Source organism: Acidisoma sibiricum (assembly GCF_057837225.1).
The window spans coordinates 2,896,483-2,920,834 of sequence record NZ_CM174445.1 but is presented as its reverse complement, the minus strand read 5'-3'; the positions used below and the strand labels follow the sequence as shown (position 1 = coordinate 2,920,834).

Here is a 24,352-nt window from a genome sequence, read left to right as displayed (position 1 = left end):
GCGGCGCGGGGTCAAAGGACGGGGCCCGGGCCGGACCAAGGATCAGGAGTGGCTGAATGCCGTCAGTGCAGGTTCGGGGCGAAGCCTTTCATTATGAGATTGCGGGAAGCGGCCCCACGCTTCTGCTGGTGACGGGCCTGGCCGGCGTCGCCTCCTATTGGGACCCGAATATCGCCTCTCTGGCGCAGCAGTATCGCGTCATTCGCTACGACCACCGCGGCACCGGCGACAGTGTCCGCACCGAAGGCAGCTATTCGATCGAAGGTCTGACCGACGATCTGGTCGGATTGCTGGATGCGCTGGGGGAGGACAGGGTGCTCTTCGTCGGCCATTCGACGGGGGGTGCCATAGGCCAGGTGCTGGCTGCCCGCCATCCGGGCCGGATCGCGCGGATGGTGCTGTACGGCGCCTGGGCGACGCTCTGCCCGCAAATGGCGCTCGCGATGGAGATGCGCCTGAAGCTGCTCAAGGCCTATGGGCCGGGGATGTATCACCGGGCCTCGCCGGTCTTCCTGTTTCCGCCGCGCTATCTCTGTGAGAACTGGGCGGGCATCGAAGAAGGGCTGGTCCGCAATGCCGAGCATTCGACCACCGCTTCCATTCTGGAAGCGCGGGTCAAGGCCGTGACCGCCTTCGATGGCCGCGCCTATTTGCCCCATATCGCATGCCCGACGCTGGTTCTGGTGGCGCGTGACGACAATCTGACGCCGCTGGAATCGTCGGAGGCACTCGCCCGGGGCATTCCGGGCGCAGAGTTGCAGGTTTTGCCCTATGGCGGCCACGCGGTCTCGCATTGCGAGCCGGAGAGCTTCAACAAGGCCGTTACCACCTTCCTCGCCTATTAAGGGCGGGATGAAGTCCCTTCTCATCACGGAGGGGCGCGCGTAAGCCGAACGGATCGACTGCCCGAGGGTTATGATGGCGGCATGCAGAGCGTCTGCGCCACCAGGACCGGCAGGGCAGGGATATTCATATGACCGCGACCGGAGCCTGTGGCTCGGGCGGCGGTTTCAAAACAGGAGGCCTCTTTGCTGCGTCGTTCCATGTTGAGTCTCGTCGCCTTGCTGGTCGCAGCTCCCGCGGCTTACGCTCCGGCGGCCTATGCCAATGAGAAGATCACTGTCCTGCTGGATTGGTTCGTCAATCCTGACCACGCGACCATTCTGGCAGCCGAGTATTCCGGCGCCTTCCAGCGTCATGGCCTGGACGTCAAGATCATCGCGCCGGCCGATCCCAGCCTGCCGCCCCGCCAGATCGCGGCCGGCCAGGCGGATCTTGCCCTCACCTATCAGCCGCAGCTTTATCTGATGGCCGATCAAAGCCTGCCGGTCGTGCGGGTTGGCACGGTCATCAACAAGCCGCTTAATGTGCTGGCCACGATCAGCGATAGCGGCATCAAGACGATGCAGGATTTCAAGGGCAAGAAGATCGGCTATTCGGTCTCAGGACTGGATGATTCCGTCGTCAATACGATGCTGGAACATGTTGGCATCTCGCCCAAGGATGTCACCCTTGTCAACGTCAACTTCGCGCTTGTGACCGCGCTCACCGCGCATCAGGTGGACGGTGTCATCGGCGCCTATCGCAATTTCGAGGTCAACGAACTCAAGGACATGGGCAAGACGCCCATCACCTTCACGCCCCAGGATTACGGCGTGCCGCCGGATGACGAGCTGGTGCTGATCGCCAACAAGCGCGAAGCCCATGATGCCAAGATCGCGGCTTTCCTCGCGGCCTTGCAGGAAGGCACGACCTATCTGGAAGCGCACCCGGATGAGATGTGGGCGGCCTTCATCAAGCAGCATCCCGATTTGAACAACAAGCTGAACAAGACGGCCTGGTATCAGACTCTGGGCTATTTCGCGAAGAACCCCTTCACCCTCGATCAGAAGCGCTATCTCGACTACGAGCAGTTCATGTACGACCACAAGCTGATCAAGACGAAGCCGGCTTTGGCCGATTACGCGATCGAGCTGAAGGCGCCATAAGCGCGAGACGCATGGCGGACGCTGGCCGCCGGTTTGCATGGCGGCCAGCCTCTGTCCGGTGAAAGCCGGATGGACGGATAAAAGGAAGATGTCTTGATGACCAGCCATTCAACCGGCGCTGCCGCGCCGGATTTCGACTACGGTCTGTTCGGCCGGCTGCGGCGCGATGCGGCGCCCGCCTGGGAGGCCTATGTCGATCATCCCTTCGTGCGCGCGCTGGGGCGCGGCACCCTGCCGCAGCCTTGGTTTCAGAACTTCCTGATCCAGGACTATCTTTATCTGATTCAATATGCGCGCGGCTATGCGCTGGCCGGCTATAAGAGTGAAACCCTCGCGGACCTCGTCGCTGCCAATCGCACCATGACGGCGCTGCTCGAGGTCGAGATGCCACTCCACGTCTCCTATTGCCGCGAATGGGGCATTTCGCAGTCCGAGCTGGAAGGCGCGCCGCCCGATTTGCGGATGACCGCCTACGCCAATTTCTTCCTCGAACGCGGCGCCTCCGGCGACCGGCTTGACCTTGAAATCTCGCTCGCCCCCTGCCTCGCGGGCTATGCCGAGATCGCCGAGCGCCTGCTGGCCGACCCCGCGACGGTGCTGGACGGCAACCCTTATGCGCCCTGGATACACAGCTATTCGGGCGAGGAATACCGCGCAACCGTGGCGCAGGCGATCATTGACCTCGATGATTTCGGCCGCCGCCGCGGCGCCGACGCCCGCTATGCCTCGCTGCTCGACACCTTCCGCACCGCCAGCCTGCTTGAAGCGCAATTCTGGGGCATTGGCTGGCAGGACGAGGTCGCCGGATGACGACCTTGGCCTGTCCGGGCATCGTCATCGAGGGCCTGACGCTCCGCTTCGGCGGCCGCACCATCTTTGAGACTCTCGACCTCACCATCGCCGGCGGCCAGTTCGTGGCGCTTCTGGGCACCAGCGGCGTCGGCAAAAGCAGCCTGCTCAAAATCCTGGCCGGCCTGTCGCGCCAGACCGCGGGCACGGTGCGGGCGAGCGACGGGAAGCCATTGCAGGGGCGCGTCGCCTATATGGGTCAGACCGATCTGCTCTATCCCTGGCTGACCGTGCAGCAGAACGTCATGCTCGGCAGCCGCCTGCGCGGCGAGAAGCCGGATTTGGACCGCGCGATGCACCTGTTGCAGCGCGTGGGGCTGGGTGAGCGCGCCCGCGCGCTGCCGATGGAGCTGTCGGGCGGTATGCGGCAGCGCACGGCGATCGCCCGCACGCTCTATGAGAACCGCCCCATCGTGCTGATGGACGAGCCCTTTTCAGCGCTCGACACCTTCACACGTGCCCGCGTCCAGGAACTGGCGGCCGAGCTGCTGCAGGGCCGCACGGCGCTGCTCATCACCCATGATCCTTTCGAGGCCTGCCGCCTCGGCCACCATCTCGTCGTGCTCTCGGGCCATCCGGCGACCCTCGGCGCGCCTATCATGGTCCCGGGCAATCCGCCGCGCGCACCGGACGATCCGCAGTTGCTGGAGACCCAGGGTCACCTCATGCGCGTCCTGACGGAGCTTGAAACCGAATGATCCGCCAGATTCTGCGTCCGATCATCACGCTTTTTGGTCTTCTGCTGATCTGGTGGGCGATTACCGCGCTCACCTCCATTCCGCCCTATATGCTGCCCAGCCCGGTGACCGTGGCGCAGGCGCTGGTGGCCCAGCGGGAAACGCTGGTCGGCGCGACGCTGACCACGTTTACGGAGATCATTCTGGGTCTCGCCTGCGGAACCATCCTCGGCGCGGGCCTGGCGCTCGCCATGGTCTTTTCACCGCTGTTGCAGCGCTGGCTGATGCCGCTGCTGCTGCTCAGCCAGGCCATTCCGGTCTTCGCCCTGGCACCCTTGCTGGTGCTCTGGTTCGGCTTCGGCATGGCGTCCAAGGTTGTCATGGCGGTGCTGGTCATCTTCTTCCCCGTCACCGCATCCTTCTTCGACGGGTTGCGCCGCGCCGATATCGGCTGGCTTGATCTGGCCCGCACCATGAATGCCAGCCCTTGGGCGATCCTGCGCCATGTGCGCCTCTTGGCTGCCCTGCCGGCCTTCGGCTCGGGCCTGCGTGTGGCCACCGCCATCGCGCCCATCGGCGCCATCATCGGCGAATGGGTCGGGTCTTCCGCAGGCCTTGGCTATGTCATGATGAATGCCAATGCGCGCATCCAGACCGATGTCATGTTTTCGGCGCTGACGGTGCTTTCGGTGATGGCCATCCTGCTCTGGGTCATCGTCGACCGGGTGCTGAGGCGCATCCTCTATTGGGCGCCGGATACGATCGGCGCGCCCTGATCTCTCACTCGTTCACGCTCTCAAACACGGAGGTTACGCCCATGGCGCGGACCGTCATTCGCAACGGCATGATCCTGACGCTCGACGATGCCGCGACCTATCACGAAAGCGGTCGCGTCATCATCCAAGGCAATCGCATCACGGCGATAGAAGCCGAGAGTGCGCCCTTCACGGCGCTGCCCGATGACCGGGTGATCGACGGGCGGGACAAGCTTGTCATGCCCGGCCTCATCGACCTGCATTACCACACCGCCATCGGCAAGGGTTACAATGACCATATGCCGCTTTGGGAATATCTGGACGAGTGCTGGTATCCGCTGATCCGCGCGCTGGACCCGGAGGCGGCCTATTGGGCCGCCATGGCGAGTTATATGGAATCGATCAAGTCGGGTGCGACGACGGTCAACGACATGTATCGCCAGCTCGGCGCCTTGGCGAAGGCCGCCGAGGAGATCGGCATCCGCGCCGTCCTCGCCAATGACGTGGCGCTGCCCGAGCATGATCTCGACAGTCTGCAGGACAATCATGATGCCTATGTCGCCCTGCACGGCCGCGCCAATGGGCGTATTGAGGTCCGCATCGGCATCGAATGGCTGCCGCTATCCTCGGCCGATCTGCTGCGGGAGACACGGGCGCTGGCGAATGCGCTCGGCGCCGGCATCCATGTCCATCTCAATGAAAGCAAGACGGAGGTCGATTTCTGTCTTGAGAAATTCGGCAAACGTCCGACCACGCTTGCCTATGAAACCGGTCTGCTCGGTCCCGATACCATCGCCGCGCATTGCGTCTGGCTCGATGACGACGAAATGCGTTTCATGGCCGAGACGGGCACGCATATTTCGCACAACCCCAATTCCAACGCCAAGCTGGGCAACGGCATCGCGCGCGTGCCGGAGATGCTGGCCGCCGGCATCAATGTCGGCCTCGGTCATGATGCGGTGGAGTGCAACAACAGCGCCGATATGTTCGAGGTGATGAAATACGCCTCCCTCATGCAGCGCGCGAGCCGGGTGGATGCGAGCCTGATGCCGGCCGATCAGGTGCTGCGCATGGCAACCCGCAGTGGTGCGGCGGCCCTCGGCCATGAGACCGGGCAGCTTGCCGTGGGTGCCAAGGCGGATGTCATTCTGGTCGATACCAATAACGCCATGTTCACGCCGCTGCTGCGGGAAACGGCAGTCCATGTCTCCAGCCATCTCGTTTTTGCGGCCAATGGCAGCGTGGTTGATACCTCTATCATCGACGGCGAGATTGTCATGCAGGGCCGCCGCATGACTCGGGTCGATGAGGATCAGGTGGTGCGGGAGGCGAATGCCGCCTTCCGCCGCATCAAGGACAAGATGACGGTGGTGAGACGCCCACAATGAGCACGGGTCTGGATCAGATTCTCGCCGCCGTCGATACGCGGCAGAAGGAACTTGTGGATCTTCTCTGCCAGCTGATCGCCTTCGAGACGCCGGCGCCGCCGGCGCGCAACACGACGGAGGCGCAAGCCTTCATCGCGGATTATCTGCGCAGCCTGGGCGCCGAGATCGACGTCTGGGACGTCCATCCGAATGATCCGAATGTCGTGGGTGTCCTCCGTGGCAGTGCTGGCCCTGGGCATAAAAGCCTGATCGTCAACGGCCATGTCGATGTCGCGGCGGTGGAGGCGGGTGAGGCCTGGGACACGGGTCCGTTCCAGCCCATCGTGCGGGACGGCACCGTCATCGGCCGTGGCACGGCGGATATGAAGGGCGGCGTGGCCGGCGCGCTGTTCGCCCTCCGGCTGCTGCACGATCACGGCATCCATCTGCCCGGCGATGTCATCTTCCAGTCGGTCATCGGCGAGGAAGTGGGGGAGGCCGGCACGTTGCAATGCTGCGAGCGCGGCTATACCGCCGATATGGCGGTGGTGGTTGATACGTCAGACTTGCAGATCCAGGGCCAGGGCGGCGTCATCACCGGCTGGATCACCATCAAAAGCCCGCAGACCTTTCATGACGGCACGCGCGGCCGCATGATCCATGCGGGCGGTGGGCTGTTCGGCGCCAGCGCTATCGAGAAAATGGCCAAGGTCATTCAGGGCCTGGGTGAGCTGGAACGGCACTGGGCGGTGACGAAACACTATCCCGGCTGCCCGGCGGGCTCGACCACCATCAACCCGGCCGTCATCGAAGGCGGGCGCCACGCGGCCTTCATCGCCGATGAATGCCGGCTGTGGATCACCGTCCACTACTACCCGAATGAGAAGCATGAGGATGTGGTGCGGGAGATTGAGGCCCATGTCGGCGCTATCGCCGCGGCTGATCCCTGGATGCGGGTCAATCCGCCGAGCTTCGTCTGGGGCGGCACCTCCATGATCATCGACCGCGGCGAGATTTTTCCATCCCTCGAAGTCGATCCCGACCATCCGGCCACGCGCCTCCTCGCGGCGATGCATGAGCGGGTGACGGGGCAGGCCGCGGTGCTCTCCGTCTCCCCAACCGTCACCGATGGCGGCTGGTTCGGCCATGCCGGCATTCCGGCGATGATCTATGGTCCGGGCGAACTGCGCTATGCCCATGGCGTGAACGAGCAGGTCTCGATCGCGCAATTGCTGGCCTATACCAAGGTGCTGCTGGCTTTCATCGTCAACTGGACGTCGACGGCGAGGGCCTGATCAACGCCCGGCGCAGCACCGCCCAGACATGCGGCTCCATGCAATGCGCCACATTGAAGCGCATGAACGCCGCGGCGGTTTGGGAAACGCTGAACACATTGCCGGGCGCCAGCACGACATTCTCAGCCATTGCTGTTTTGGCGATGGCCGAGGAATCCAGACCTTCGGGCAATTGGCACCACAGATTGAAACCGCCGCGCGGATGGGTCCAGGGCGTGAGGCCGAGCAGTTTGAGCTGTGCCGCCGTCCGCTCGCGCGCCTCTGCGAGCCTCGCGTGAAGCGCCTGCCGATGCTTGCGGTATCCACCATCGGTCAACACGCGGGCGATGATCTCGGTGGCCAGCGGGCTCGGTCCGCTAAAATTGGTCGCGACCTGCAGGTCGATCAGATCCTCGATCCAATCAGCCCGCGCGGCGATATAGCCGCATCGGATGGAGGCGGAGACGGTCTTGGAGAAGCTGCCGATCCGAATGACGTGATGCAATCCGTCAAGCCCGGCCAGGCGCGGCGACGGTTCGGGCTCTAAATCCGCGAAAATGTCGTCTTCTACGATCGTGAGACCGTGACTGGAGGCGAGCGCCAGCAGCCGATGCGCGGTCTGCAGGGAGAGCGTCGCGCCGGTCGGGTTATGCAGCGCTGAATTGGTGATGTAGAGGCGCGGACGCTCCGTCTCCAGCACTGTCCTGAAGGCCGCGATATCCGGCCCCGTCGCCCGTGGCCGCGATCCCTTCATCGGTCAAACGCGCGAGCAGCAGGCGCCGCAGCGTCACGCTGCCGCGCGTGCCGGGGTAATCCGTCAGCAGCGCGTCCTGGCTGCGGGCGAGGCCGCGGATCGCCCGGCGCAAGGCGGCGGTGGGCATCCAGCTGGCCGGCAGCCAGCCGCAACCCGGCCGCAGCGCTCATGCTCGTCCTGGCCTTGGCGACGCGGCCGCTGGATTGGACAGCGATCGGCGCGCCGGCCTGGGCCGGTCTCGCCTATGTGTCGCTGTTCAGCATGCTGATCGGCTTCGTCTTCTGGTATCGCGACCTGGCACTGGGGGGCACTGCCCGCATCGGCCAGTTGCAGCTCCTGCAACCGTTCTTCGGCCTGCTGCTGGCGGCCCTCGTTCTGCGGGAGCCGGTGAGCGGGACCATGCTGGCGACGGCGGCGGCGGTCCTGCTCTGCGTCGGTGCCGCGCGCCGCTTCGCCTGAAAAGCCGTCAGCTCTGACGCGCCGCCTCGTGATGCTGGATGACTTCGCGGATGACGAAGCCCAGGAATTTCTCGGCGAAATCCGGGTCCAGCTGGGCATCGGCGGCCAGCGCCCGCAGCCGTGCGATCTGCTGGGCTTCCCGCGCCGGGTCGGCCGGCGGCAGGTCATGGCGGGCTTTCAGCGCGCCCACCGCCTTGGTGCAGCGAAAGCGCTCGGCCAGCATATGGATCAGGGCCGCGTCGATATTGTCGATGCTGCGGCGGAGCACCGTCAGCTCGGTCAAAGGCGTGGTCGGGGTCGGCTGGTCCGTCATTCTCTCAGTCCTGTTCAAGCCGGCCCATTCTAGCCAGGTCTCGGCTGGCGAGAAGACGCGGCGTTGACGCAGGTCAATGAGGCGGCGCGCCAGGGCGCTTTAGGCAGGTGCATCCATGATGGGATTGCCCGATGCTCCTGGCTGATCGACGCGCTGCTGTGCCTGACCGCTCCGATATCGCGCCGTCGCTCTGCGCCGCCATGGACGCGGCAGAGGCGCGGCGCTTGCCCTATCCGCACTGGCTGCTGCGGGACGTGCTGCCGCCGGGCACCGTCGATGCGCTCTGTGCGCTGCCTTTGGCGCCGCCTGCCATTAGCGATACGCAAGGGCGGCGGGAGACGCATAACTCCAGCCGGCTGTTTTTCGGGGCCGCGGCCCAGGCGGACTTTCCCATCTGCCGTGACGTGGTGGACGCGCTGCAATCCCCCCAGACCGTCGCCTGTCTGGCACGGCATACCGGCGCCGCGCTCTCCGGCCATTACCTGCGGGTCGAATACTGCCTCGACCGGGACGGGTTCTGGCTGGAACCGCATACCGATATCGGGGCGAAAGTCTTCACCATGCTGATCTACCTGGCCGATCCGCCGCCGGGGGAGGATTGGGGCACCGATATTTATGAGACGCCGGAGCGGCACATCGGCCGCGCGCCCGCCCAGCGCAATGGCGGGCTGATCTTCGTGCCCTCGGCCAGCAGCTGGCACGGTTTCATCCGCCGCCCCATCACCGGCATCCGCCGCTCGCTGATCGTCAATTACGTGACGCCCGCCTGGCGCGCCCGGCATGAGCTTGCCTTTCCCGACCAGCCGGTGGAGTAGCGGAGGCCGCCGCTCGGGCGGCGGAAGGCGAGGAGGCGGGGTGATGACAGCGACGGTTCCGGGGCCGGATGGCCTTCCGCGCTGCCCCTGGTGCGCCATCGGGCCCGATATGCTCGCCTATCACGACGCGGAATGGGGCTTTCCGGTCGCCGATGACCGCCGGTTGTTCGAGAAATTCTGCCTGGAAACCTTCCAGTCTGGCCTGAGCTGGCGGACCATCCTGGCCAAGCGCGAGAATTTCCGTGCGGCCTTCCACGGCTTCGATATCGCGCGCGTGGCGGCGATGTCCGAGGCCGATATCGCCAGGCTGCTGCAGAATGACGGCATCATCCGCAATCGCGCGAAGATTGCCGCTGTGATCGGCAATGCCAGGCGTGTGCCGGCGCTGATCGCCGACATGGGGTCGCTGGCCGCCTATGTCTGGGGGTTTGAGCCGGCAGCGACGGCGCCCGCGATGAGCCGGACGACATCCCCGGAATCGGTCGCCATGGCGCGCGATTTGAAGAAGCGCGGCTGGGCTTTCGTGGGCCCCACCACGGTCTTCGCGCTGATGCAGTCCATGGGTCTGATCAACGATCATGTCGAAGGCTGCGTGACACGGCAGGCAGTGGCGCAAGCGCGGGCCGGCTTTCAGCCGCCGGTTTGATAGCTAGGCGAGGCACCCCTCGCATTTACCGCGACCCTGTCCTATATGGCTCGCCAGACAGGCACGGCCGCGGCCGTGCAGAGCCGGCCGCGGGCTTCGCCCCGGCCTTGAGGAGAAAATCCATGACAGACAGCATCGCGAGCGGCGCGCAGGCGCATAGTTTTCATAAGTGGATGGTCGGTGAGATCGAAGTCATCGCCCTGCATGAGGGCGTGCTGGCGCATGACATGCCGAAAGGCTTCGTGCCGAATGCGACTGATGAGGAAGTGGCCGAGGCCTACGCGGCCGCCGGCATGCCGCGCGACAAGCTGACCATCACCTTTACGGCCCTTGCTATACGGACCGCCGGTAAGGTCGTGCTCATCGATACCGGTCTTGGTGAATTCGGGCCGCCCACCACCGGCCGCCTGCTCGGCAATCTGGCCGCTGCCGGTATCCAGCCCGACGATGTCTCGACCGTCATTATCAGCCATTTTCACGGCGATCATATCCTGGGCCTGCGCCGCAAGGATGGGTCGCTGGTCTTCCCGAATGCCGACATCTGCGTGCCCAACAAGGATTGGGAGTTCTGGATGGACGACGCGAAGATGGCGGCCGCGCCGGAAGCCATGAAGGGCAATTTCGGCGCCTGCCGTCAGGTCTTCGGCACGCTGGCGGACACTGTTCGCCACTATGCCTGGGATGAGGAAATTGTGCCGGGGCTGACCGCCGTGCGCGCCAACGGCCACACGCCCGGCATGTCGGCCATCCGCATCGCGTCGGGTGACGCGGTGATGATGTTTGTCGCCGACATCACCAATAATCCGCTGGTCTTCGCCAGGCACCCGGATTGGCTGGCGATGTTCGATATCGATCCGGTGGAGACGATCGCCACCCGCAAGCGTATCCTGGATCTGGCGGCTGCCGAAAAGATGCGCGTGTCCTTCTATCACGCGCCGTTCCCGGCCACCGGCTATATCGTCAAGACCGCGACCGGCTACGAATTCCTGCCGGCTCTCTGGCAGTAGTATCCAAGACCGGCTGACCGGCGGTTGACGGCAGCAGACGGGCAGGGAAGTCTCCATCGCCATGCGGCAGATTTTCCTGGCCTCGGCCTTGTGTGCTCTCGCTTTTCTGCCTGCGGCCGTGCGGGCAGCCGGGCCAGCCGCGCCATTCTATGCCGAATACAAGTCCTGGCTGGTCGCCTGTGACAATACCGGCAGCTGCACCGCGCGCGCCTTCGCGCTGGACGGTGGCCCCGCGACCGACATCACCGTCACCCGCGCGGCCGGGCCGGGTGGCGCCGTCAGCGCGGCCATCCGGGGTGAGACTGGCTTTGACGCCGGCAGTCTGACCTTGGACGGGAAGCCCCTGCCGCTGGGCGCCGGCTGGCAGCGGCACAGCAGCGATGATGAAACAAGCCTGACCACCCAGTCGCTCGGCCCCCTGCATGCGCTGGTGCAGCAGATCCGCAATGGCGCCACCCTTGGGCTGGGGAACGGCATGACCATTCCGTTGGGCGGTATTGCGGCAGCGCTGCTGCGTCTGGATGCGGCGCAGGGGCGGGTCGGCACCGTCACCGCACTGCTCGATCCGGGCAGCAAGCCCGCCGATACCGTGCCGCCCGCTTTGCCCATGCCGGTCATCGCGCCGCATCCCATCATCGCCAGACTTGGCCCCGGTGAGGCCGGCAGGCTGATCGCGGCGGCACAATCCGCCAGCGCCGCACGATGGACCAAGGAAGAATGCGACGCGCAGCCGGGCGAGGAAACGCCGGCCGCCTTCGCGCTATCGGATGAGACAGGGCTTGTGCTGCTGCCCTGCCTGATGGGCGCCTATCAGGGGTCTGCGCTCGGCGTGCTGGTCAATCGGAAGACGGCTGCCGTCTCCAAACTCGTCCTGCCGCTGGCCTTTCAGGGCAATCCCGCGCCCGACGATCCGACGGACATGCTGACCGAGCCGGATTTCGAGGTGGCAACCGGCACGCTCAGCACCTTCGCCAAGGGCCGGGGATTGGGCGATTGCGGCCTCACCGCCAATTGGATCTGGAACGGCCAAGCCTTTCAGCTCACGGCCCTGAATTACCAGGACGCCTGCGGCGGGGTGGAGCCAGGGGATTGGCCGACCCTGTTCCGCTCCCGCCCCTAGAGTTTGTCAGACTTCGTTTGAAACAGTTATCCCGTCATGCCCACGAAAGTGGGCATCATCTTGATTGCCGCAGGCGGCACCGCGCCGGGACTGGCGCCGTGCCCTCAGACGATACCCGCTTGCGCGGGTATGACGGTATTGATTGGGCGATTCTGACTGAAACTGACAGACTCTAAGCGTCAGTGGCCCGTAGATTTCTGCTCCAGCAGATCGAGCTTTGCCATCGCGCCCTCTGAGAGATGAATCTCCGCCGCCGCCAGGTTCTCCTCCAGATGGCCGCGCGAACTCGTGCCCGGAATCAGCAGGATATTGGGCGAAAAGCGCAGCAGCCAGGCGAGCGCCACCTGCAAGGGCGTGGCTGCCGCATGCTCGGCAACTTCCGTCAGAATGCTCGATTGCAGCGGCGTGAAGCCGCCCAGCGGGAAGAAGGGCACATAGGGAATGCCTTCCGCGGCCAGGTAATGGATCAGCGCCTCATCCTCGCGATGGGCCAGGTTGAAGGCATTCTGAACGCAGACCACAGGCACCAGCTTCCGCGCATCGTCGATCTGCTTGCGCGTCACGTTGCTGAGCCCGATATGGCGGATCAGCCCTTCGCGCTGCATTTCGGCCAGGGCGGTTACCTGCTCTTCCAGCGGGCCTTCCGCCGGTCCATGCACCGAATACATGCTGCGGAGATTGACGACCTCCATCTGCTCCAGGCCGAGATTGCGCAGATTGTCCTCAACCGCCGAGCGCAGCTCCGCCGGTGACATGGCGGGGAGCCAGCCGCCCTTCTCGTCACGCTTGGCCGAGACTTTGGTGACGATGACGAGATCCTGCGGGTAGGGGTGGAGCGCCTCGCGGATGATCTCGTTGGTCACATGCGGGCCATAGAAATCGGACGTGTCGATATGGTTGACGCCGGCTTCCACGGCCGCGCGCAGCACGGCGATTGCCTCCGCGCGGTCACGCGGCGGGCCGAAAACGCCGGGCCCTGCCAATTGCATGGCGCCATAGCCCATCCGGCGGACCGTTCGGTCGCCCAGACTATAGGTGCCAGCTGCGTCTATGCTTGCCATGGTCTGTTTCCTCATCTTCCTGACGATTGAATTTAGGTGCTGTTGGGCCGCTCGATAACCGCCCATAAAGCGGACACCCTGTTCACATGAGCGAACAATGGCCTCCGATCTCAATGAGCTTTCCCTGTTTCTGGCAGTGGCCAAGGCTGGCGGCTTCCGCCAGGCCGCACGCCAGCTGGGCCTCAGCCCCTCTGGCCTCAGCGAGGCGGTGAGCCGCCTGGAGAGCCGGCTCGGCCTGCGGCTGCTACATCGCAGCACGCGCAGCCTGGCGCTGACCGAGGCCGGCCAGCGGCTGGTGGCACGGCTGGCACCGGCCTTGAGCGAGGTTGACGCGGCCGTGGAGGCAGCCCAGCAATCCGCCCGCCATCCGGCCGGGACGCTGCGTCTGAATGTGCCGGTCAGCGCGGCGCGCCTGGTGCTGCCCGCGCTCATTCCACCCTTTCTGGCCGCCTATCCCGATATCCGGCTGGAAGTGACGGCCGAGGAAAGTTTCGTCGATATTCTGGCCGCCGGCTGCGACGCCGGGATCAGGTATGATGAGCGGCTGGAACAGGACATGATCGCGCAACCCATCGGGCCGCGCCGCCAGCGCTATGCCGCTGGTGCGGCGCCCGGCTACCTCGCGGCTCGCGGCATGCCGGCCCATCCTCGGGACCTGCTGACTCACGCCTGCATGCGCGGACGCTTCCCGAGCGGGGCGGCCGATGTCTGGGAATTTGAGCGGGGGGAGGAGAAGCTGGTGGTAGAGCCGAGCGGCCAGCTTCTGGTCTCGATCGGCAGCGCAACCGAACTGGCGGTGGATGCCGCCTTAGGCGGGCTCGGCATTGTCTATCTGTTCGAGGACTGGCTGGCACCGCATTTCGCGGCGGGTCGGCTGTTGCCGGTACTGGCCGATTGGTGGCCATCCTTCCCGGGTCCGTTTCTGTATTATTCCGGCCGGCGGCTGGTGCCGCCGCCGTTGCGGGCCTTCATCGATTTCATCAAATCCGTGGGCTGACCGCGCAGGCGGCGGTCAGCGGTCGGCCGCGCTGCGGCGTGCTTTGGGTGACGGGTCCGCTGACGGGACTCGGGCGCCAGGGGCGCTCGATACCGGCGCTTCCCAGGCATCCCAGGCGGCAACGTCGAAGGCGGCCACGGCTTCGTCGGTATCCAGCGCGCGGGCTGCGATATCCTCGGCCAGAGAGCCCAGTCTTTTGACCAGAGCCTCCTCGAATTTGGTGCGGGCGCGTCCACGCCAGTCCTGCCCGAAGGCTCGGCCTTCCGTTTGCAGGGCGTCGATCGTGGCGGGCGAGGGTGAGGCGATCAAAGGTGGCAGGGACATGGGGGTATCGGATAGCAGAGGGACCCTAACGATCCTATTACTATCTCGTCCCGTCGTTGCCGGCATGATCTTATCCCGGCCCCAGCTGCCGGTTTCCCCTTATCCCGTGGCACGAATGTGATCTCGGTTTCGCCTGGCCGCGCACGCCACAGACCCTGACTTGCCGCGTCCGCGGCTGCGGTGCCAAGCTGGCGCCTGTGAGAGCAGATGCAGGGAAGTCCGGTTCATGGCCCATGAATTGATCGCAGCCGGCCCGCGCGCCGGTTCCAATAGCCTGGGGGATATCGACCCGGCGGCGCTGCGCCAGGCGCGGGTGGATCTCGCCGCCTGCTTCCGCATGGCGGCCAGGCTCGGTCTGGAAGAAGGCATCTGCAATCATTTTTCGGCCCTCGTGCCGGGCCGGGACGACCTCTTTCTCGTCAATCCCTATGGCCTCGCCTTCCGGGAGATCACGGCCGCGAGCCTGCTGGTCTGCGATTTTCACGGCCATGTGCTGGAGGGCGCCGGCATGCCGGAAGCGACTGCCTTCTTCATCCACGCGCGTTTGCACAAGCAATTGCCGCGCGCCCGCGCCGCCTTCCATACCCATATGCCCTATGCGACGGCCCTCAGCATGGTCGACGGCGCGCCGCTCGCCTGGGCCGGGCAGACGGCGCTCAAATTCTACGGACGCACGGTAGTGGACGAAGTGTACAACGGCCTCGCCTTGGATGAGACGGAGGGGGACCGCATCGCCGCCGCCATGGGCAGTGCGGATGTGGTGTTCATGCGCAATCACGGCGTGATGGTGACGGGCCCGACCATCGCCGAAGCCTGGGACGATCTTTACTATCTCGAACGCGCGGCCGAGGTGCAGGTCAAGGCACTGTCCACGGGGCGCCGGCTGATCCCCGTGCCGGAGGAGATTGCGGCCCGCACCGCGGCGCAGATGCGCGCGGGTGATCCTGAAAGTGCCCGTCTGCATCTGGAAAGCGTCAAGCGCGTGCTGATGCGGGACGAGCCGGACTTCGCGGCGTGACGCGATCATAGCGCATCACCCGCGACCGCCGTTTGCAACAGTGGTATAGACGGCGCTTGGCGGGAGATTGGTTTTGGCGAAAACAATGGCGATTCAGGCGACCGTGACGGGGCAGGACCAGCAGGTCGGCTTTCGCGCCTTGGTCATGAAACAGGCGATCGCCTACAATCTTGGCGGTGTCGCCAGGAATGAGCCGGACGGCATCGTCAAGTTTACGCTGCAAGGCGACAAGGACCGGATCGATGCGGCGCTGCCGGTCATTCAGGACGGTACCACGCGATCAGCCGACCTTAAGATTGCGACAGTTCCGGTCGTCGTGAATCCCGATCTGAAATCCTTCACGATCGTTGACTGGACCTCGTCGAGCAGAAACATCACTGACCCGTACACGCTTGTCTTCACGCTGCGGGACGACGACACGGAAGTTGCGGCCAAGGACGTGAAACTCGTCTGGCGCGGCATTTTGGAAAACACGCTCAACGCTGCCGACCGCGCAAAGCTGCAGCCGGAGGACTGACCGCGGCCCGCTATGCGCAGGCTCGGCCTGAGGCGCTCAGTCTGTAAGAACGCCGCTCAGCGCACGGCTGCGGCGGCGGAGCGCCTGCGGGGGCTGGCCGTAGATGCGCAGACAGACGCGGCGCATGCGCTCGATATCCCCGAAGCCGACCTGCAGGGCGATCTGATCAAACGGCTCGCTCGTCTCCTCAATGCGGGGCAGGGCTGCCTCACACCGTAGACGCTCGACCGCACGTGCTGGCGTTTCCCCTGTCTCGGCCGTGAACTGGCGCGCAAATTGGCGCGGGCTGATCCTGGCCACATCCGCCAATTGCTCGACCGACAGGGCTTCGCCGAGATGCGCGCGTGCATAGGCCAGGGCATCGCGGATGCGGCCAGGCCGCGGCTCCAAGTCCAGCATGGTCGAGAACTGTGACTGTCCGCCGCTGCGGCGGTGATAGACGACGAGATCGCGTGCAATTGTCTTGGAAATCTCAATCCCGCAATCCTCTTCGATCATCGCCAGCGCGAGGTCGATGCCGGCGGTAATGCCGGCGGAGGTCCAGAGATCGTCCTCGCGGGTGAAGATCCGGTCCGCATCGACTTTGATGGACGGATAGCGTCGCTGAAGCTCGGCCGCGTAGCGCCAATGGGTGGTCGCGCGATGCCCGTCGAGCAGTCCTGCTGCGGCCAGAAGGAAGGCGCCGGTGCAGACGCTGGCGCGGCGCCGGGCGCGGGGTGCCAGGGCGCGGACCAGCTCAGCCGTTTCAGTCTGGCCGTCGAGGATCTCGAGGGTGGGCGCGCCCACCACCATCAGCGTATCGAGATGGTTCGGGGATGGTGGCGGCACGGTATGGATTGCAACGCCGGAGGAGCCGGAAATCAGGCCGCCCGTGGCAGAGACGATACGCACGTCATAGGCCGCCTGATGGAAATCCACGGCCAGATTGAAGGCGCAAAGAGGCCCCCCGAGGTCGAGCAGTTCAAAGCCCGGAAACACCACGAACCAGATGCTTCTGGATACGCCTGGTTGAGGCATCTCACGCTCCGCGCTTTGGCAGAATAAGTGGGAAATATGTCATTTCAGTCAACCGGGTGAGCGGCCTAGATTTCGCTCATCGAGTGATGAGCCAGCGATGGCCGAACGATGATGGAGACTGACGATGACCGCAATAACCAACGTAATCCTGGTCCATGGCGCCTGGGCTGACGGCTCGTCCTGGGCGAAGGTGATTCCGCGTCTCACGGCCAGGGGTCTGGCGGTGACCGCCGTCCAGCTGCCGCTCACCGGCTTCGGCGCTGACGTGGCAACGGTGCGGCGCGCGATCGCCCTCGCCACGGGCGCTGTCGTGCTGGTCGGCCACAGCTATGCCGGCGCGGTGATTGGCGAGGCCGGCAATGACGCGAAAGTGGCGCGCCTGGTTTATATCGACGCCTTTGCGCCGGATGCCGGTGAATCCGCGGGCACGCTGTTCGGCCAGTTTGAAACCGCCCCGCTGGGTGCCGAACTGCGGCCCGACGCGGAGGGTTTCCTCAAACTCACCCGCACCGGCGTGTTCGACCTCTTCGCGCAGGATCTCGATGACGACGAGAAGGAGGTGGTCTACGCCACGCAGGGGCCGATCAACGGTGCCGCGCTCGGCGGCACGCTGACACAGGCGGCCTGGCACGGCCGGCCGGTCTTTTACCTGATCGGCGATCAGGACCACGCCATCCCGCGCGTGGAGCAGGAGCGTATGGCGGCGCGCATGAACGCGACCGTGGTGCATGTGAACACAAGCCATGTTCCGATGCTGTCTCAGCCGGCGGCTGTGGCCGATTTCATTCTTCAGGCGGCAGGCTGACCCAGCCACCGTTTTTCACGAAAGACCGCTGTCATGATGATCACAGCGAATACAATCGAACTGCATGTGGAACAGCAGGGAGCGGGCGCGCCGGCGCTCGTCTTCCTGCACTACTGGGGCGGATCGTCGCGCACCTGGCGGCATGTGATCCAGCGTCTGGCGCCAGACTTTCGCACGGTCACGATCGATCAACGCGGCTGGGGCCGGTCTGAGGGACCGGCGCAGGGCTATGCGCTGGCGGATATGGCCGCGGATGTGCAAGCGGTGATCGCGGCGCTGGATCTGGAACGCTATATCGTCGTCGGGCATTCGATGGGCGGCAAGGTGGCCCAGCTCATCGCGTCCCGCAATCCGCGCGGATTGATCGGTCTCGCTTTGGTGGCGCCGTCGCCGCCGTCGCCGCTGGGCCTGCCGCTCGCTATCCGGCAGGGCATGGTCCAGGCCTATGATACGCGCGACAGTATCGTCGCGACGGTGGAACAGGTCCTGGCACCCAACGGCCTGGAGCCTGAGGATCTTGAAACCGTCATCGCCGATAGTCTGGCAGGCGCTCCGCCGGCCAAGGAAGCCTGGCCGCTGACGACAAGCCAGGAGGATATCACGGCCGCGGTCGGCGATATCGACGTGCCGGTGCTTGTTCTGTCCGGTGCGCTCGACCGCGTCGACCCGCCGGAGGTGCTGCGGCGGGAGCTGCTGCCGCGCATTCCGCAGGCGCAGCTTCACGTGCTGCCGCAGCACGGCCATCTCTTGCCCTACGAGGCGCCGGAGGAGGTTGCCAATTGGGTGCGCGCCTTCGCGTTGTCGCTGAACGGGGACTAGGTGCCCCCACGATTGTTGGCCCAGCTTGCGTTTCACCGCTGGCAAGCAGCGCGCCTTGGCCGGATCAGGCTGGATATTCTTGAAGGTTCCACCATGTCTAGCAGCGGCCAGTGAATGAACGGCTGACGCCCGCATTCATCGCGCAGCCTTGGTCCTGAACTGGAACACGAAGATGCCCGATTACTGAGACGGTAGAGCGTCAGAGGCTGTAGCTGACCTGCGCAAATACCCGGGGCTTCTAGTCACGTGGGCAAGGTGCAATGGCTCTGACAATAAAACCTGTCTTCTCGTCGTTCAGAATACCCCGTACTAGATTTCGGAGCTGGGCTTCTGTCAGGTTGGCGCGCTTGGCAGCGTCCCGGATGAGTGTTCTGGTGCGGCGCCGTTTTGTTTGTTTACTGTCCATGAGCGCGTGGATCTGTGAAGCGCGGGCCAGACCTGATATACGTAAAGCCTCCAAAATCGGAATGCGGGCATTTTCGGTCGATTTTATTGTGTTATCGCTTATAGTTGATACGGCACAGGCGACGATCGCTTGATTCATGAGATCGATCACGACATCAAAATCAAGATTCGTGCGCATCATGACCCGGATCGGATCGCATTTAGATAACTCCAATATCGTGTTGATCTGTTCTTCAGTCAAACGCTGGGCAACATCCGCATTAACTCCGATCAGACGTTTTATTTCGTCTCCATCTGTATCAGGGTCGTTCTCAACATGTAGGATTTTATTCAAGCTAATACGGGTATATCGTATTGCTACTTCGATTGGAAAAACGCCGATAGCAAAGGCGGCAAAGCCTGCCACTGAGGCGTTAGCCAGATCCGAAAACGCGAAACCCATTGGAACAGAGATAAACATGCGTAAAGTGTGAAAGTAGATATTGGAAGGTAGATAGTCATTCACCCGCATACGTGAGATGCCATCGCTCACAATCCAGAGATAGGCACCGGCGGCGCCTAGCATGGCGACCGGATTGAGCAGGATATGGGGCATATCAATGGGTAATCTGTAGTGCTGATCTTCAGTATAAAAAAGCGATGAGCGAATGACAAGAGAAATGGCGCATAGCATTACGATGAAAAGAAAGATCATGGCGAATATATATTGGCGTCTTCCAAAATAAGAATTATAAATTTTGGTTAGTTCTTCTGACAAAATATTTCGACGGTCATCGGAGATTGTTATATTTTTTCCAAATTTATCGACGCCGAGCTGCCATACAAACAGTTCATTGTTGTTTAGGATTTGAACTGATTTCGAGGAGATTTTCTGCACATTCCAGTAAAGAAAAAAATAAAGTGCGCACGTGTTGCTATCAAACATATTCAGGACCTGTTTTCGCTTGAGTTCCCATCCATGCCGCACAAACCGGTACGGCGGGATCAAGGCGAGGACCGTAGCAATAATAGTTAGAAATAATAGAATAAAAAATTGCCCGATCGTCACTGGAAATAGAACTAAATGACGTGACCATGATAACAGGGATTTGCTCGATGAGGCCTTTGCTTGATTGTGCAGTTGCAACGATCCACTTACTTGCGCAAGGGAAAGAGGCACAGCCAAAGGGGCTGCAACCGATTGGGGTGCAGGGGCGACCGGCGGAGCGAAGGCGGGAAAGGAAGTGCTATCGGTCACGTTAACAATGAAGGTCGGGGATACCGGCTGACTAGGTTTTGTTGCGGCAAGAGCTACCGGCCGGGAAACATGGCCAGTACAGCTATGCTGAGCGACTGCCATGTCGGGTATGGCCACCATTGCTAGGCAGCAGGCAAATCTTGCAATCGAACTCCTGGAGGTTGCTGCCAAGAGCCGCGATACCGTCGCCCATCTCCTGCTCATGCTTCCTCCAAAACATCGATATCAGTCGAGATAATGCTTGACCGTAAGGATTGTAATTACATAAAAATAACGGATAGCTGTCCACATTATTCATCATGATCGCATAAAATATTTAATCAAGGCGCGGCCACCACCCATTTCAGCATGGACTGGCAGCTGTCGAGCCCATAGCATACTAAAGAGTCTTGATTTTGCACGGTAAAGTTCCACCGATGCCCCGAAGCTCTGTCTGGGAAAACAGCAGAAACAACGCCGCTACTGAAACGGATTACTGCCACCACCTTTTGCCGACCCCGAGATGCCTGAACAAGTACGGAATGCATTCAGCGCCGTGGCGCTGCCCCCAAGCGGCACTCGGATGAGCGGTGCTTTCCCAGCTATCACAGTCAGGAATGTCTCTTGCGCAATTGCATCAAGCAAGGGAACCAGCTGATCCGGGCTGACGGTGGCACCTACAACCGTATCCGTGTTATAGGTAATGGCGAAAGTGTCATCGATAGTGCCGACTTTCACTTCGATGTTCCCAGTCACATCGGCGGGCAGCGACCATGCGTCGTTTGAGATTCGAATCTCCGTGTCACTTGTGTCGGCTCGAAGGATGAAATGCTTGGTTGATTCTACCGCGCCGCACATATCCGGCGCCTCAATTATTGATGGCTTGTGGGCGAACGCCATCCATGTTCCGCTTTCGGCGAGGGGAATCATCTGTTCATCGGCTCTGGCCCTTGATATGATTAAGGCCGTGCCCACCAGGACAAGTAGCGGCAAGAGACGGATAGTCAGCATTTTCTCTCTCCTCTGCAAGGAGAGAAGCGTAGCCCACAGAATTTCATACGGAAACAAAATAGTTAACAGTTAGTTCCGAGATGGGTGAGCGCGCTTCAGCCACCAGCCATGGCCAATCAAAAGCGGCTAGTTGTGAAGGAAAGGGCGGCCAAGCTGACGTTATCAGTCTGGATATTTCGCATCAGTCCACCAAGTCTTCGGCAGTCAGTGGATGAGCGGCGGACGGCGGCGTTCGTCGGGCTGCACCAAGACCTGGAAGTAGGAAAAGCAATGTCTGATTACGATCTTTACTATTGGCCCGTTCCCTTTCGCGGCCAGTTCGTCCGCGCTGTGCTGGCCTTTGCCGGTAAGACCTGGACCGAAGGCGAGGCGGGGGCCATGTCGGACCTGATGGAAGGACCCGTCAAGAAGATGCCGGTGCCCTTCATGGGGCCGCCACTGCTGATCGATAAAAGCACAGGGTTTGCCATCTCCCAGATGGCAGCCATCGTGCTCTATCTGGGCGAGACGCTCGACCTGCTGCCGGATGAGGCGGCGCTCCGCGCCATGACCATCAAGATCGTGCTGGATGCCAATGACGTCATCGACGACATCACCCAGGACGGTGGTCGCGTGATGTGGACCGACAAGCGCTGGCATGCTTTCGTCCCCCGCCTGCAGAAATGGATGTCCTTCTGGGAGGAGACCGGCCGCCGGCACGGGCTGAAGGCGAAGTCCGGCTTCCTGCTGGGCGGCACGGCGCCGGGCATCGCCGATGTTGTGACCGCCACCCTGTGGTCCACCCTGACGGAGCGCTTCCCGGCGATCGCGACGATGCTGGAGGAGACGGCTCCGATGACGGCAGCACTGTCGCACCGCATCGCGGCACGGCCCGAACTCGCCGCCCTCGCGGCCCGCGCGCGGGAAGACTACGGCGACAGCTATTGCGGCGGTCAGATCGAGGCGTCGCTGCGCAAGGTCCTGAAAGCCTGAACCGTCAGGGCTCGCTAGCTGCGCTTCGCGTGGCGGCCGCGGGCGAGTTCCGTCACCATGCCATGCAGGGTGCGCAGCTCCTGCTCGGTCACTTCGCCGCGCTGGAACAGGTGCCGCACATTGCGCACCATGCCGGGCCGCTTCTGCTCGTTGCGCAGGAAACCGCAATCGTCCAGTTCGCGCGTCAGGTGACCCAGGAAGTTTTCCAGCTCACCCTTGGTCGCGACGCGCGTTTCATTCGTCATCAGCTCGCGCGGGGATGAGTCCTCATCCGCCATCCACCATTCGTAGGCCATCACCATCACGGCTTGGGCGAGGTTGAGGGACATGAAGGCGGGGTTGAGCGGATAGCGCACCAGCATATCGGCATGCGTCATGTCGTCATTCTCCAGGCCGGCCCGCTCCGGCCCGAACAGAATGCCGGTGCGCAGGCCCGTGGCGGTCGCGGCCCGCAATTCGGCCGCGGCCCCGCGCGCCGTCAGGATCGGCTTGATGATATGGCGCGGGCGCGGGCAGGTGGCGGCGACATGGTGCAGGTCGGCCACCGCCTCCGCCACCGTCTCGAACACCTCGGCTGCTTCCAGAATGCGGTCGGCGCCCGAGGCCATCCGCCAGGCGCGGTCCTGCGGCCAGCCGTCACGCGGGGCGACCAGGCGCAGGTGGAACAACCCGCCATTGGCCATGCAGCGGGCGACGGAGCCGATATTGTCCGCGAGCTGCGGCCGCACCAGGATGACGACCGGACTATTGCCGATGGGGCCGATATCCGCCCCCGCGTCACGCCCGGTCATGGCAGGATGACGGGCTCAACCCGCCGCCAGCTGGTGCCGCCGGCATTGTCCTCCAGCGCGATGCCCTGGGCCAGAAGCTCGGCGCGGATGGCATCCGCGCGGGCGAAGTCTTTCGACTTGCGTGCGGCGATCCGCTCGGCGATGGCGGCTGCCACCGCGGCCGCATCGACATCGCCATGAAACCAGGCGTCGGGCTCGGATTGCAGCAGGCCCAGCACGCGTCCGGCGGCATGCAGCCCGGACGCCGCCAGCGCATCGCCGGCGATCGCCCGGTCAGCCAGGTTATGCAGCGCTGCGATGGCGGCCGGCGTGTTCAGATCGTCGCAGAGGGCTTCCATCACCTCGGCCGGCACCGGCACGTTCGGCTCCTCGGCGAAATGCGGCGCATGGCGGGCAAGGGCCCGGTAGAAGCGGTCCAGTTCTTTCCGCGCCTCCAGCAGACCGGTTTCGGTGAAATCGACGGAGGCCCGGTAATGACTGCGCAGCAGCAGAAAGCGCACGGCCTCGCCCGGCGCGATGCCCAGCACGTCCCGCACGGTGCGGAAATTGCCCAGGGATTTGGACATCTTCTCGCCATTCACCAGCAGCATGCCGTTATGCATCCAGACGCGGGCGAACCGGCTGCCGGGGAAGGCGCAGCAGCTTTGCGCCATCTCATTCTCATGATGCGGAAAGATCAGGTCGCCGCCGCCGCCATGGATGTCGAAATCCTCGCCGAGGTAGCGCCAGGACATCGCCGAGCATTCGATATGCCAGCCCGGCCGGCCGCGGCCCCAGGGGCTGTCCCAGCCCGGTATCTCAGGGCTCGACGGCTTCCACAGCACGAAATCGCCGGCATCGCGCTTATAGGGCGCGACCTCCACGCGGGCGCCGGCGATCAGCTCGTCCTGGCTGCGGCCGGAGAGATGCCCGTATTGCGGGTCGCTGGCGACCGCGAACAGAACATGGCCTGCCGCCTCATAGGCGTGGCCGCCCGCGATAAGACGTTCGATGATGTCGATCATCTCGGGGATATTGTCGGTGGCGCGTGGCTCGATATCCGGGGGCAGGGCGCCCAATTCCGCCATATCGGCATGAAATTCGGCCGTCGTCTGCTCGGTAATCTCAGCGATCGAGACGCCGCGTTCGGCGGCGCGCGCAATGATCTTATCCTCAACATCGGTGATGTTGCGGACATAGGTGACGCGGGGATAAATCTCGCGCAGCAGGCGCGAGAGCACGTCGAAGACCACGACCGGCCGGGCATTGCCGAGATGCGCACGGTCATAGACCGTGGGTCCGCAGCAATAGAGGCGGACGTTTTCGGCATTGATCGGCCGGAAGACCTCATCCCGGCGGGTGAGGCTGTTATGGAGTGTGAGCGCGTGCATTCCGG

General features: G+C 63.5%; 27 protein-coding genes. 18 read left to right on the top strand and 9 right to left on the bottom strand.

What is annotated here, in order from left to right; translation table 11 throughout:
- Nucleotides 1-56 precede the first annotated feature (56 nt).
- From AC3G7M_RS13925 to AC3G7M_RS13895, 7 genes are all read left to right on the top strand, one after another.
- On the top strand, nucleotides 57-845 hold the full coding sequence (locus tag AC3G7M_RS13925) for an alpha/beta fold hydrolase (RefSeq protein WP_489212695.1): 789 nt from the start codon (nucleotides 57-59) through the stop codon (nucleotides 843-845).
- A gap of 183 nt (nucleotides 846-1,028) precedes the next feature.
- Complete coding sequence (locus tag AC3G7M_RS13920; RefSeq protein ID WP_489212694.1) at nucleotides 1,029-1,988, top strand: ABC transporter substrate-binding protein; 960 nt, start codon at nucleotides 1,029-1,031, stop codon at nucleotides 1,986-1,988.
- 96 nt (nucleotides 1,989-2,084) lie between these two features.
- Complete coding sequence (locus AC3G7M_RS13915) at nucleotides 2,085-2,798, top strand: TenA family protein (protein WP_489212692.1); 714 nt, start codon at nucleotides 2,085-2,087, stop codon at nucleotides 2,796-2,798.
- On the top strand, nucleotides 2,795-3,535 hold the full coding sequence (locus tag AC3G7M_RS13910) for an ABC transporter ATP-binding protein (protein ID WP_489212689.1): 741 nt from the start codon (nucleotides 2,795-2,797) through the stop codon (nucleotides 3,533-3,535). The genes AC3G7M_RS13915 and AC3G7M_RS13910 overlap by 4 nt, the downstream gene beginning before the upstream one ends.
- Complete coding sequence (locus tag AC3G7M_RS13905) at nucleotides 3,532-4,290, top strand: ABC transporter permease (RefSeq protein ID WP_489212688.1); 759 nt, start codon at nucleotides 3,532-3,534, stop codon at nucleotides 4,288-4,290. The genes AC3G7M_RS13910 and AC3G7M_RS13905 overlap by 4 nt, the downstream gene beginning before the upstream one ends.
- Before the next feature lie 41 nt (nucleotides 4,291-4,331).
- Nucleotides 4,332-5,657, top strand: a complete 1,326-nt coding sequence (locus tag AC3G7M_RS13900; RefSeq protein WP_489212687.1) for an amidohydrolase family protein — start codon at nucleotides 4,332-4,334, stop codon at nucleotides 5,655-5,657.
- The gene (locus tag AC3G7M_RS13895) at nucleotides 5,654-6,931 is read left to right on the top strand and encodes an acetylornithine deacetylase (RefSeq protein WP_489212686.1); all 1,278 of its coding nucleotides are present in this window, start codon (nucleotides 5,654-5,656) and stop codon (nucleotides 6,929-6,931) included. Before AC3G7M_RS13900 ends, AC3G7M_RS13895 begins: the two co-directional genes overlap by 4 nt.
- Here the strand turns inward: AC3G7M_RS13895 and AC3G7M_RS13890 are convergent.
- The gene (locus tag AC3G7M_RS13890; protein WP_489212685.1) at nucleotides 6,903-7,664 is read right to left on the bottom strand and encodes an aminotransferase-like domain-containing protein; all 762 of its coding nucleotides are present in this window, start codon (nucleotides 7,662-7,664) and stop codon (nucleotides 6,903-6,905) included. The two genes, AC3G7M_RS13895 and AC3G7M_RS13890, sit on opposite strands and share 29 nt — an antisense overlap.
- Before the next feature lie 168 nt (nucleotides 7,665-7,832).
- On the opposite strand from AC3G7M_RS13890, the gene AC3G7M_RS13885 reads away from it, so the two are divergent.
- Nucleotides 7,833-8,123 carry an EamA family transporter gene (locus AC3G7M_RS13885; protein ID WP_489212684.1) on the top strand — a complete coding sequence of 97 codons (291 nt, stop codon included), beginning with the start codon at nucleotides 7,833-7,835 and terminating at the stop codon, nucleotides 8,121-8,123.
- 7 nt (nucleotides 8,124-8,130) lie between these two features.
- Here the strand turns inward: AC3G7M_RS13885 and AC3G7M_RS13880 are convergent, their stop codons facing one another.
- Entirely contained in the window at nucleotides 8,131-8,436 is a 306-nt protein-coding gene (locus tag AC3G7M_RS13880; protein ID WP_489212683.1) for a chorismate mutase, read from the bottom strand.
- 131 nt (nucleotides 8,437-8,567) lie between these two features.
- On the opposite strand from AC3G7M_RS13880, the gene AC3G7M_RS13875 reads away from it, so the two are divergent.
- The 4 genes from AC3G7M_RS13875 to AC3G7M_RS13860 all read left to right on the top strand — a co-directional run bounded on the left by AC3G7M_RS13875 (nucleotide 8,568) and on the right by AC3G7M_RS13860 (nucleotide 12,024).
- Nucleotides 8,568-9,251 (top strand): 2OG-Fe(II) oxygenase, encoded by a 684-nt coding sequence (locus AC3G7M_RS13875; protein ID WP_489212682.1) that lies wholly within the window; start codon nucleotides 8,568-8,570, stop codon nucleotides 9,249-9,251.
- Between the two features lie 43 nt (nucleotides 9,252-9,294).
- On the top strand, nucleotides 9,295-9,897 hold the full coding sequence (locus tag AC3G7M_RS13870) for a DNA-3-methyladenine glycosylase I (RefSeq protein ID WP_489212681.1): 603 nt from the start codon (nucleotides 9,295-9,297) through the stop codon (nucleotides 9,895-9,897).
- 122 nt (nucleotides 9,898-10,019) lie between these two features.
- Nucleotides 10,020-10,904 (top strand): MBL fold metallo-hydrolase, encoded by an 885-nt coding sequence (locus AC3G7M_RS13865; protein WP_489212680.1) that lies wholly within the window; start codon nucleotides 10,020-10,022, stop codon nucleotides 10,902-10,904.
- 61 nt (nucleotides 10,905-10,965) lie between these two features.
- Complete coding sequence (locus AC3G7M_RS13860) at nucleotides 10,966-12,024, top strand: DUF1176 domain-containing protein (RefSeq protein ID WP_489212679.1); 1,059 nt, start codon at nucleotides 10,966-10,968, stop codon at nucleotides 12,022-12,024.
- 179 nt (nucleotides 12,025-12,203) lie between these two features.
- Here the strand turns inward: AC3G7M_RS13860 and AC3G7M_RS13855 are convergent, their stop codons facing one another.
- On the bottom strand, nucleotides 12,204-13,085 hold the full coding sequence (locus AC3G7M_RS13855) for an aldo/keto reductase family oxidoreductase (protein ID WP_489212677.1): 882 nt from the start codon (nucleotides 13,083-13,085) through the stop codon (nucleotides 12,204-12,206).
- 97 nt (nucleotides 13,086-13,182) lie between these two features.
- Between AC3G7M_RS13855 and AC3G7M_RS13850 the strand changes: the two genes are divergently transcribed.
- Nucleotides 13,183-14,082 (top strand): LysR family transcriptional regulator, encoded by a 900-nt coding sequence (locus AC3G7M_RS13850; protein ID WP_489212676.1) that lies wholly within the window; start codon nucleotides 13,183-13,185, stop codon nucleotides 14,080-14,082.
- A gap of 15 nt (nucleotides 14,083-14,097) precedes the next feature.
- On the opposite strand, the gene AC3G7M_RS13845 is transcribed toward AC3G7M_RS13850, so the two are convergent.
- Entirely contained in the window at nucleotides 14,098-14,406 is a 309-nt protein-coding gene (locus tag AC3G7M_RS13845; RefSeq protein ID WP_489212674.1) for a hypothetical protein, read from the bottom strand.
- A 226-nt stretch (nucleotides 14,407-14,632) separates the two neighbouring features.
- Here AC3G7M_RS13845 and AC3G7M_RS13840 point away from each other — a divergent pair, with 226 nt between their 5' ends.
- Nucleotides 14,633-15,424: an aldolase gene (locus tag AC3G7M_RS13840; RefSeq protein WP_489212673.1), complete on the top strand. Its 792-nt coding sequence runs from the start codon at nucleotides 14,633-14,635 to the stop codon at nucleotides 15,422-15,424.
- Nucleotides 15,425-15,509: 85 nt separating this feature from the next.
- Nucleotides 15,510-15,941: an acylphosphatase gene (locus AC3G7M_RS13835; RefSeq protein WP_489212672.1), complete on the top strand. Its 432-nt coding sequence runs from the start codon at nucleotides 15,510-15,512 to the stop codon at nucleotides 15,939-15,941.
- A 36-nt stretch (nucleotides 15,942-15,977) separates the two neighbouring features.
- On the opposite strand, the gene AC3G7M_RS13830 is transcribed toward AC3G7M_RS13835, so the two are convergent.
- Nucleotides 15,978-16,958, bottom strand: coding sequence for a GlxA family transcriptional regulator (locus AC3G7M_RS13830; protein WP_489212671.1), 981 nt, complete (start codon nucleotides 16,956-16,958; stop codon nucleotides 15,978-15,980).
- Between the two features lie 124 nt (nucleotides 16,959-17,082).
- Here AC3G7M_RS13830 and AC3G7M_RS13825 point away from each other — a divergent pair, with 124 nt between their 5' ends.
- Nucleotides 17,083-17,763 carry an alpha/beta hydrolase gene (locus AC3G7M_RS13825; RefSeq protein ID WP_489212670.1) on the top strand — a complete coding sequence of 227 codons (681 nt, stop codon included), beginning with the start codon at nucleotides 17,083-17,085 and terminating at the stop codon, nucleotides 17,761-17,763.
- A gap of 33 nt (nucleotides 17,764-17,796) precedes the next feature.
- Nucleotides 17,797-18,582, top strand: a complete 786-nt coding sequence (locus AC3G7M_RS13820; protein ID WP_489212669.1) for an alpha/beta fold hydrolase — start codon at nucleotides 17,797-17,799, stop codon at nucleotides 18,580-18,582.
- Between the two features lie 238 nt (nucleotides 18,583-18,820).
- On the opposite strand, the gene AC3G7M_RS13815 is transcribed toward AC3G7M_RS13820, so the two are convergent.
- Both AC3G7M_RS13815 and AC3G7M_RS13810 read right to left on the bottom strand, forming a co-directional pair.
- Nucleotides 18,821-20,326, bottom strand: a complete 1,506-nt coding sequence (locus tag AC3G7M_RS13815; RefSeq protein WP_489212668.1) for a hypothetical protein — start codon at nucleotides 20,324-20,326, stop codon at nucleotides 18,821-18,823.
- A gap of 357 nt (nucleotides 20,327-20,683) precedes the next feature.
- Nucleotides 20,684-21,214 (bottom strand): hypothetical protein, encoded by a 531-nt coding sequence (locus AC3G7M_RS13810; RefSeq protein ID WP_489212667.1) that lies wholly within the window; start codon nucleotides 21,212-21,214, stop codon nucleotides 20,684-20,686.
- Nucleotides 21,215-21,484: 270 nt separating this feature from the next.
- On the opposite strand from AC3G7M_RS13810, the gene gst reads away from it, so the two are divergent.
- Nucleotides 21,485-22,186 carry a glutathione transferase, Atu5508 family gene (gene gst / locus AC3G7M_RS13805; protein ID WP_489212666.1) on the top strand — a complete coding sequence of 234 codons (702 nt, stop codon included), beginning with the start codon at nucleotides 21,485-21,487 and terminating at the stop codon, nucleotides 22,184-22,186.
- 14 nt (nucleotides 22,187-22,200) lie between these two features.
- Here the strand turns inward: gst and AC3G7M_RS13800 are convergent, their stop codons facing one another.
- Together AC3G7M_RS13800 and cysS are read right to left on the bottom strand one after the other, a co-directional pair.
- The gene (locus AC3G7M_RS13800; protein WP_489212665.1) at nucleotides 22,201-22,977 is read right to left on the bottom strand and encodes an RNA methyltransferase; all 777 of its coding nucleotides are present in this window, start codon (nucleotides 22,975-22,977) and stop codon (nucleotides 22,201-22,203) included.
- Nucleotides 22,974-24,347, bottom strand: a complete 1,374-nt coding sequence (gene cysS, locus AC3G7M_RS13795) for a cysteine--tRNA ligase (protein ID WP_489212664.1) — start codon at nucleotides 24,345-24,347, stop codon at nucleotides 22,974-22,976. Before cysS ends, AC3G7M_RS13800 begins: the two co-directional genes overlap by 4 nt.
- Nucleotides 24,348-24,352 lie beyond the last annotated feature (5 nt).

Bases quoted from the DNA above. Each gene is read 5' to 3' on its own strand.
- AC3G7M_RS13925 (WP_489212695.1), top strand. From the start codon at position 57: ATGCCGTCAGTGCAGGTTCGGGGCGAAGCCTTTCATTATGAGATTGCG.
- AC3G7M_RS13915 (WP_489212692.1), top strand. From the start codon at position 2,085: ATGACCAGCCATTCAACCGGCGCTGCCGCGCCGGATTTCGACTACGGT.
- AC3G7M_RS13910 (WP_489212689.1), top strand. From the start codon at position 2,795: ATGACGACCTTGGCCTGTCCGGGCATCGTCATCGAGGGCCTGACGCTC.
- AC3G7M_RS13905 (WP_489212688.1), top strand. From the start codon at position 3,532: ATGATCCGCCAGATTCTGCGTCCGATCATCACGCTTTTTGGTCTTCTG.
- AC3G7M_RS13900 (WP_489212687.1), top strand. From the start codon at position 4,332: ATGGCGCGGACCGTCATTCGCAACGGCATGATCCTGACGCTCGACGAT.
- AC3G7M_RS13895 (WP_489212686.1), top strand. From the start codon at position 5,654: ATGAGCACGGGTCTGGATCAGATTCTCGCCGCCGTCGATACGCGGCAG.
- AC3G7M_RS13890 (WP_489212685.1), bottom strand. From the start codon at position 7,664: ATGAAGGGATCGCGGCCACGGGCGACGGGGCCGGATATCGCGGCCTTC.
- AC3G7M_RS13885 (WP_489212684.1), top strand. From the start codon at position 7,833: ATGCTCGTCCTGGCCTTGGCGACGCGGCCGCTGGATTGGACAGCGATC.
- AC3G7M_RS13880 (WP_489212683.1), bottom strand. From the start codon at position 8,436: ATGACGGACCAGCCGACCCCGACCACGCCTTTGACCGAGCTGACGGTG.
- AC3G7M_RS13875 (WP_489212682.1), top strand. From the start codon at position 8,568: ATGCTCCTGGCTGATCGACGCGCTGCTGTGCCTGACCGCTCCGATATC.
- AC3G7M_RS13870 (WP_489212681.1), top strand. From the start codon at position 9,295: ATGACAGCGACGGTTCCGGGGCCGGATGGCCTTCCGCGCTGCCCCTGG.
- AC3G7M_RS13865 (WP_489212680.1), top strand. From the start codon at position 10,020: ATGACAGACAGCATCGCGAGCGGCGCGCAGGCGCATAGTTTTCATAAG.
- AC3G7M_RS13860 (WP_489212679.1), top strand. From the start codon at position 10,966: ATGCGGCAGATTTTCCTGGCCTCGGCCTTGTGTGCTCTCGCTTTTCTG.
- AC3G7M_RS13855 (WP_489212677.1), bottom strand. From the start codon at position 13,085: ATGGCAAGCATAGACGCAGCTGGCACCTATAGTCTGGGCGACCGAACG.
- AC3G7M_RS13850 (WP_489212676.1), top strand. From the start codon at position 13,183: ATGGCCTCCGATCTCAATGAGCTTTCCCTGTTTCTGGCAGTGGCCAAG.
- AC3G7M_RS13845 (WP_489212674.1), bottom strand. From the start codon at position 14,406: ATGTCCCTGCCACCTTTGATCGCCTCACCCTCGCCCGCCACGATCGAC.
- AC3G7M_RS13840 (WP_489212673.1), top strand. From the start codon at position 14,633: ATGGCCCATGAATTGATCGCAGCCGGCCCGCGCGCCGGTTCCAATAGC.
- AC3G7M_RS13835 (WP_489212672.1), top strand. From the start codon at position 15,510: ATGGCGATTCAGGCGACCGTGACGGGGCAGGACCAGCAGGTCGGCTTT.
- AC3G7M_RS13830 (WP_489212671.1), bottom strand. From the start codon at position 16,958: ATGCCTCAACCAGGCGTATCCAGAAGCATCTGGTTCGTGGTGTTTCCG.
- AC3G7M_RS13825 (WP_489212670.1), top strand. From the start codon at position 17,083: ATGACCGCAATAACCAACGTAATCCTGGTCCATGGCGCCTGGGCTGAC.
- AC3G7M_RS13820 (WP_489212669.1), top strand. From the start codon at position 17,797: ATGATGATCACAGCGAATACAATCGAACTGCATGTGGAACAGCAGGGA.
- AC3G7M_RS13815 (WP_489212668.1), bottom strand. From the start codon at position 20,326: ATGGCAGTCGCTCAGCATAGCTGTACTGGCCATGTTTCCCGGCCGGTA.
- AC3G7M_RS13810 (WP_489212667.1), bottom strand. From the start codon at position 21,214: ATGCTGACTATCCGTCTCTTGCCGCTACTTGTCCTGGTGGGCACGGCC.
- gst (WP_489212666.1), top strand. From the start codon at position 21,485: ATGTCTGATTACGATCTTTACTATTGGCCCGTTCCCTTTCGCGGCCAG.
- AC3G7M_RS13800 (WP_489212665.1), bottom strand. From the start codon at position 22,977: ATGACCGGGCGTGACGCGGGGGCGGATATCGGCCCCATCGGCAATAGT.
- cysS (WP_489212664.1), bottom strand. From the start codon at position 24,347: ATGCACGCGCTCACACTCCATAACAGCCTCACCCGCCGGGATGAGGTC.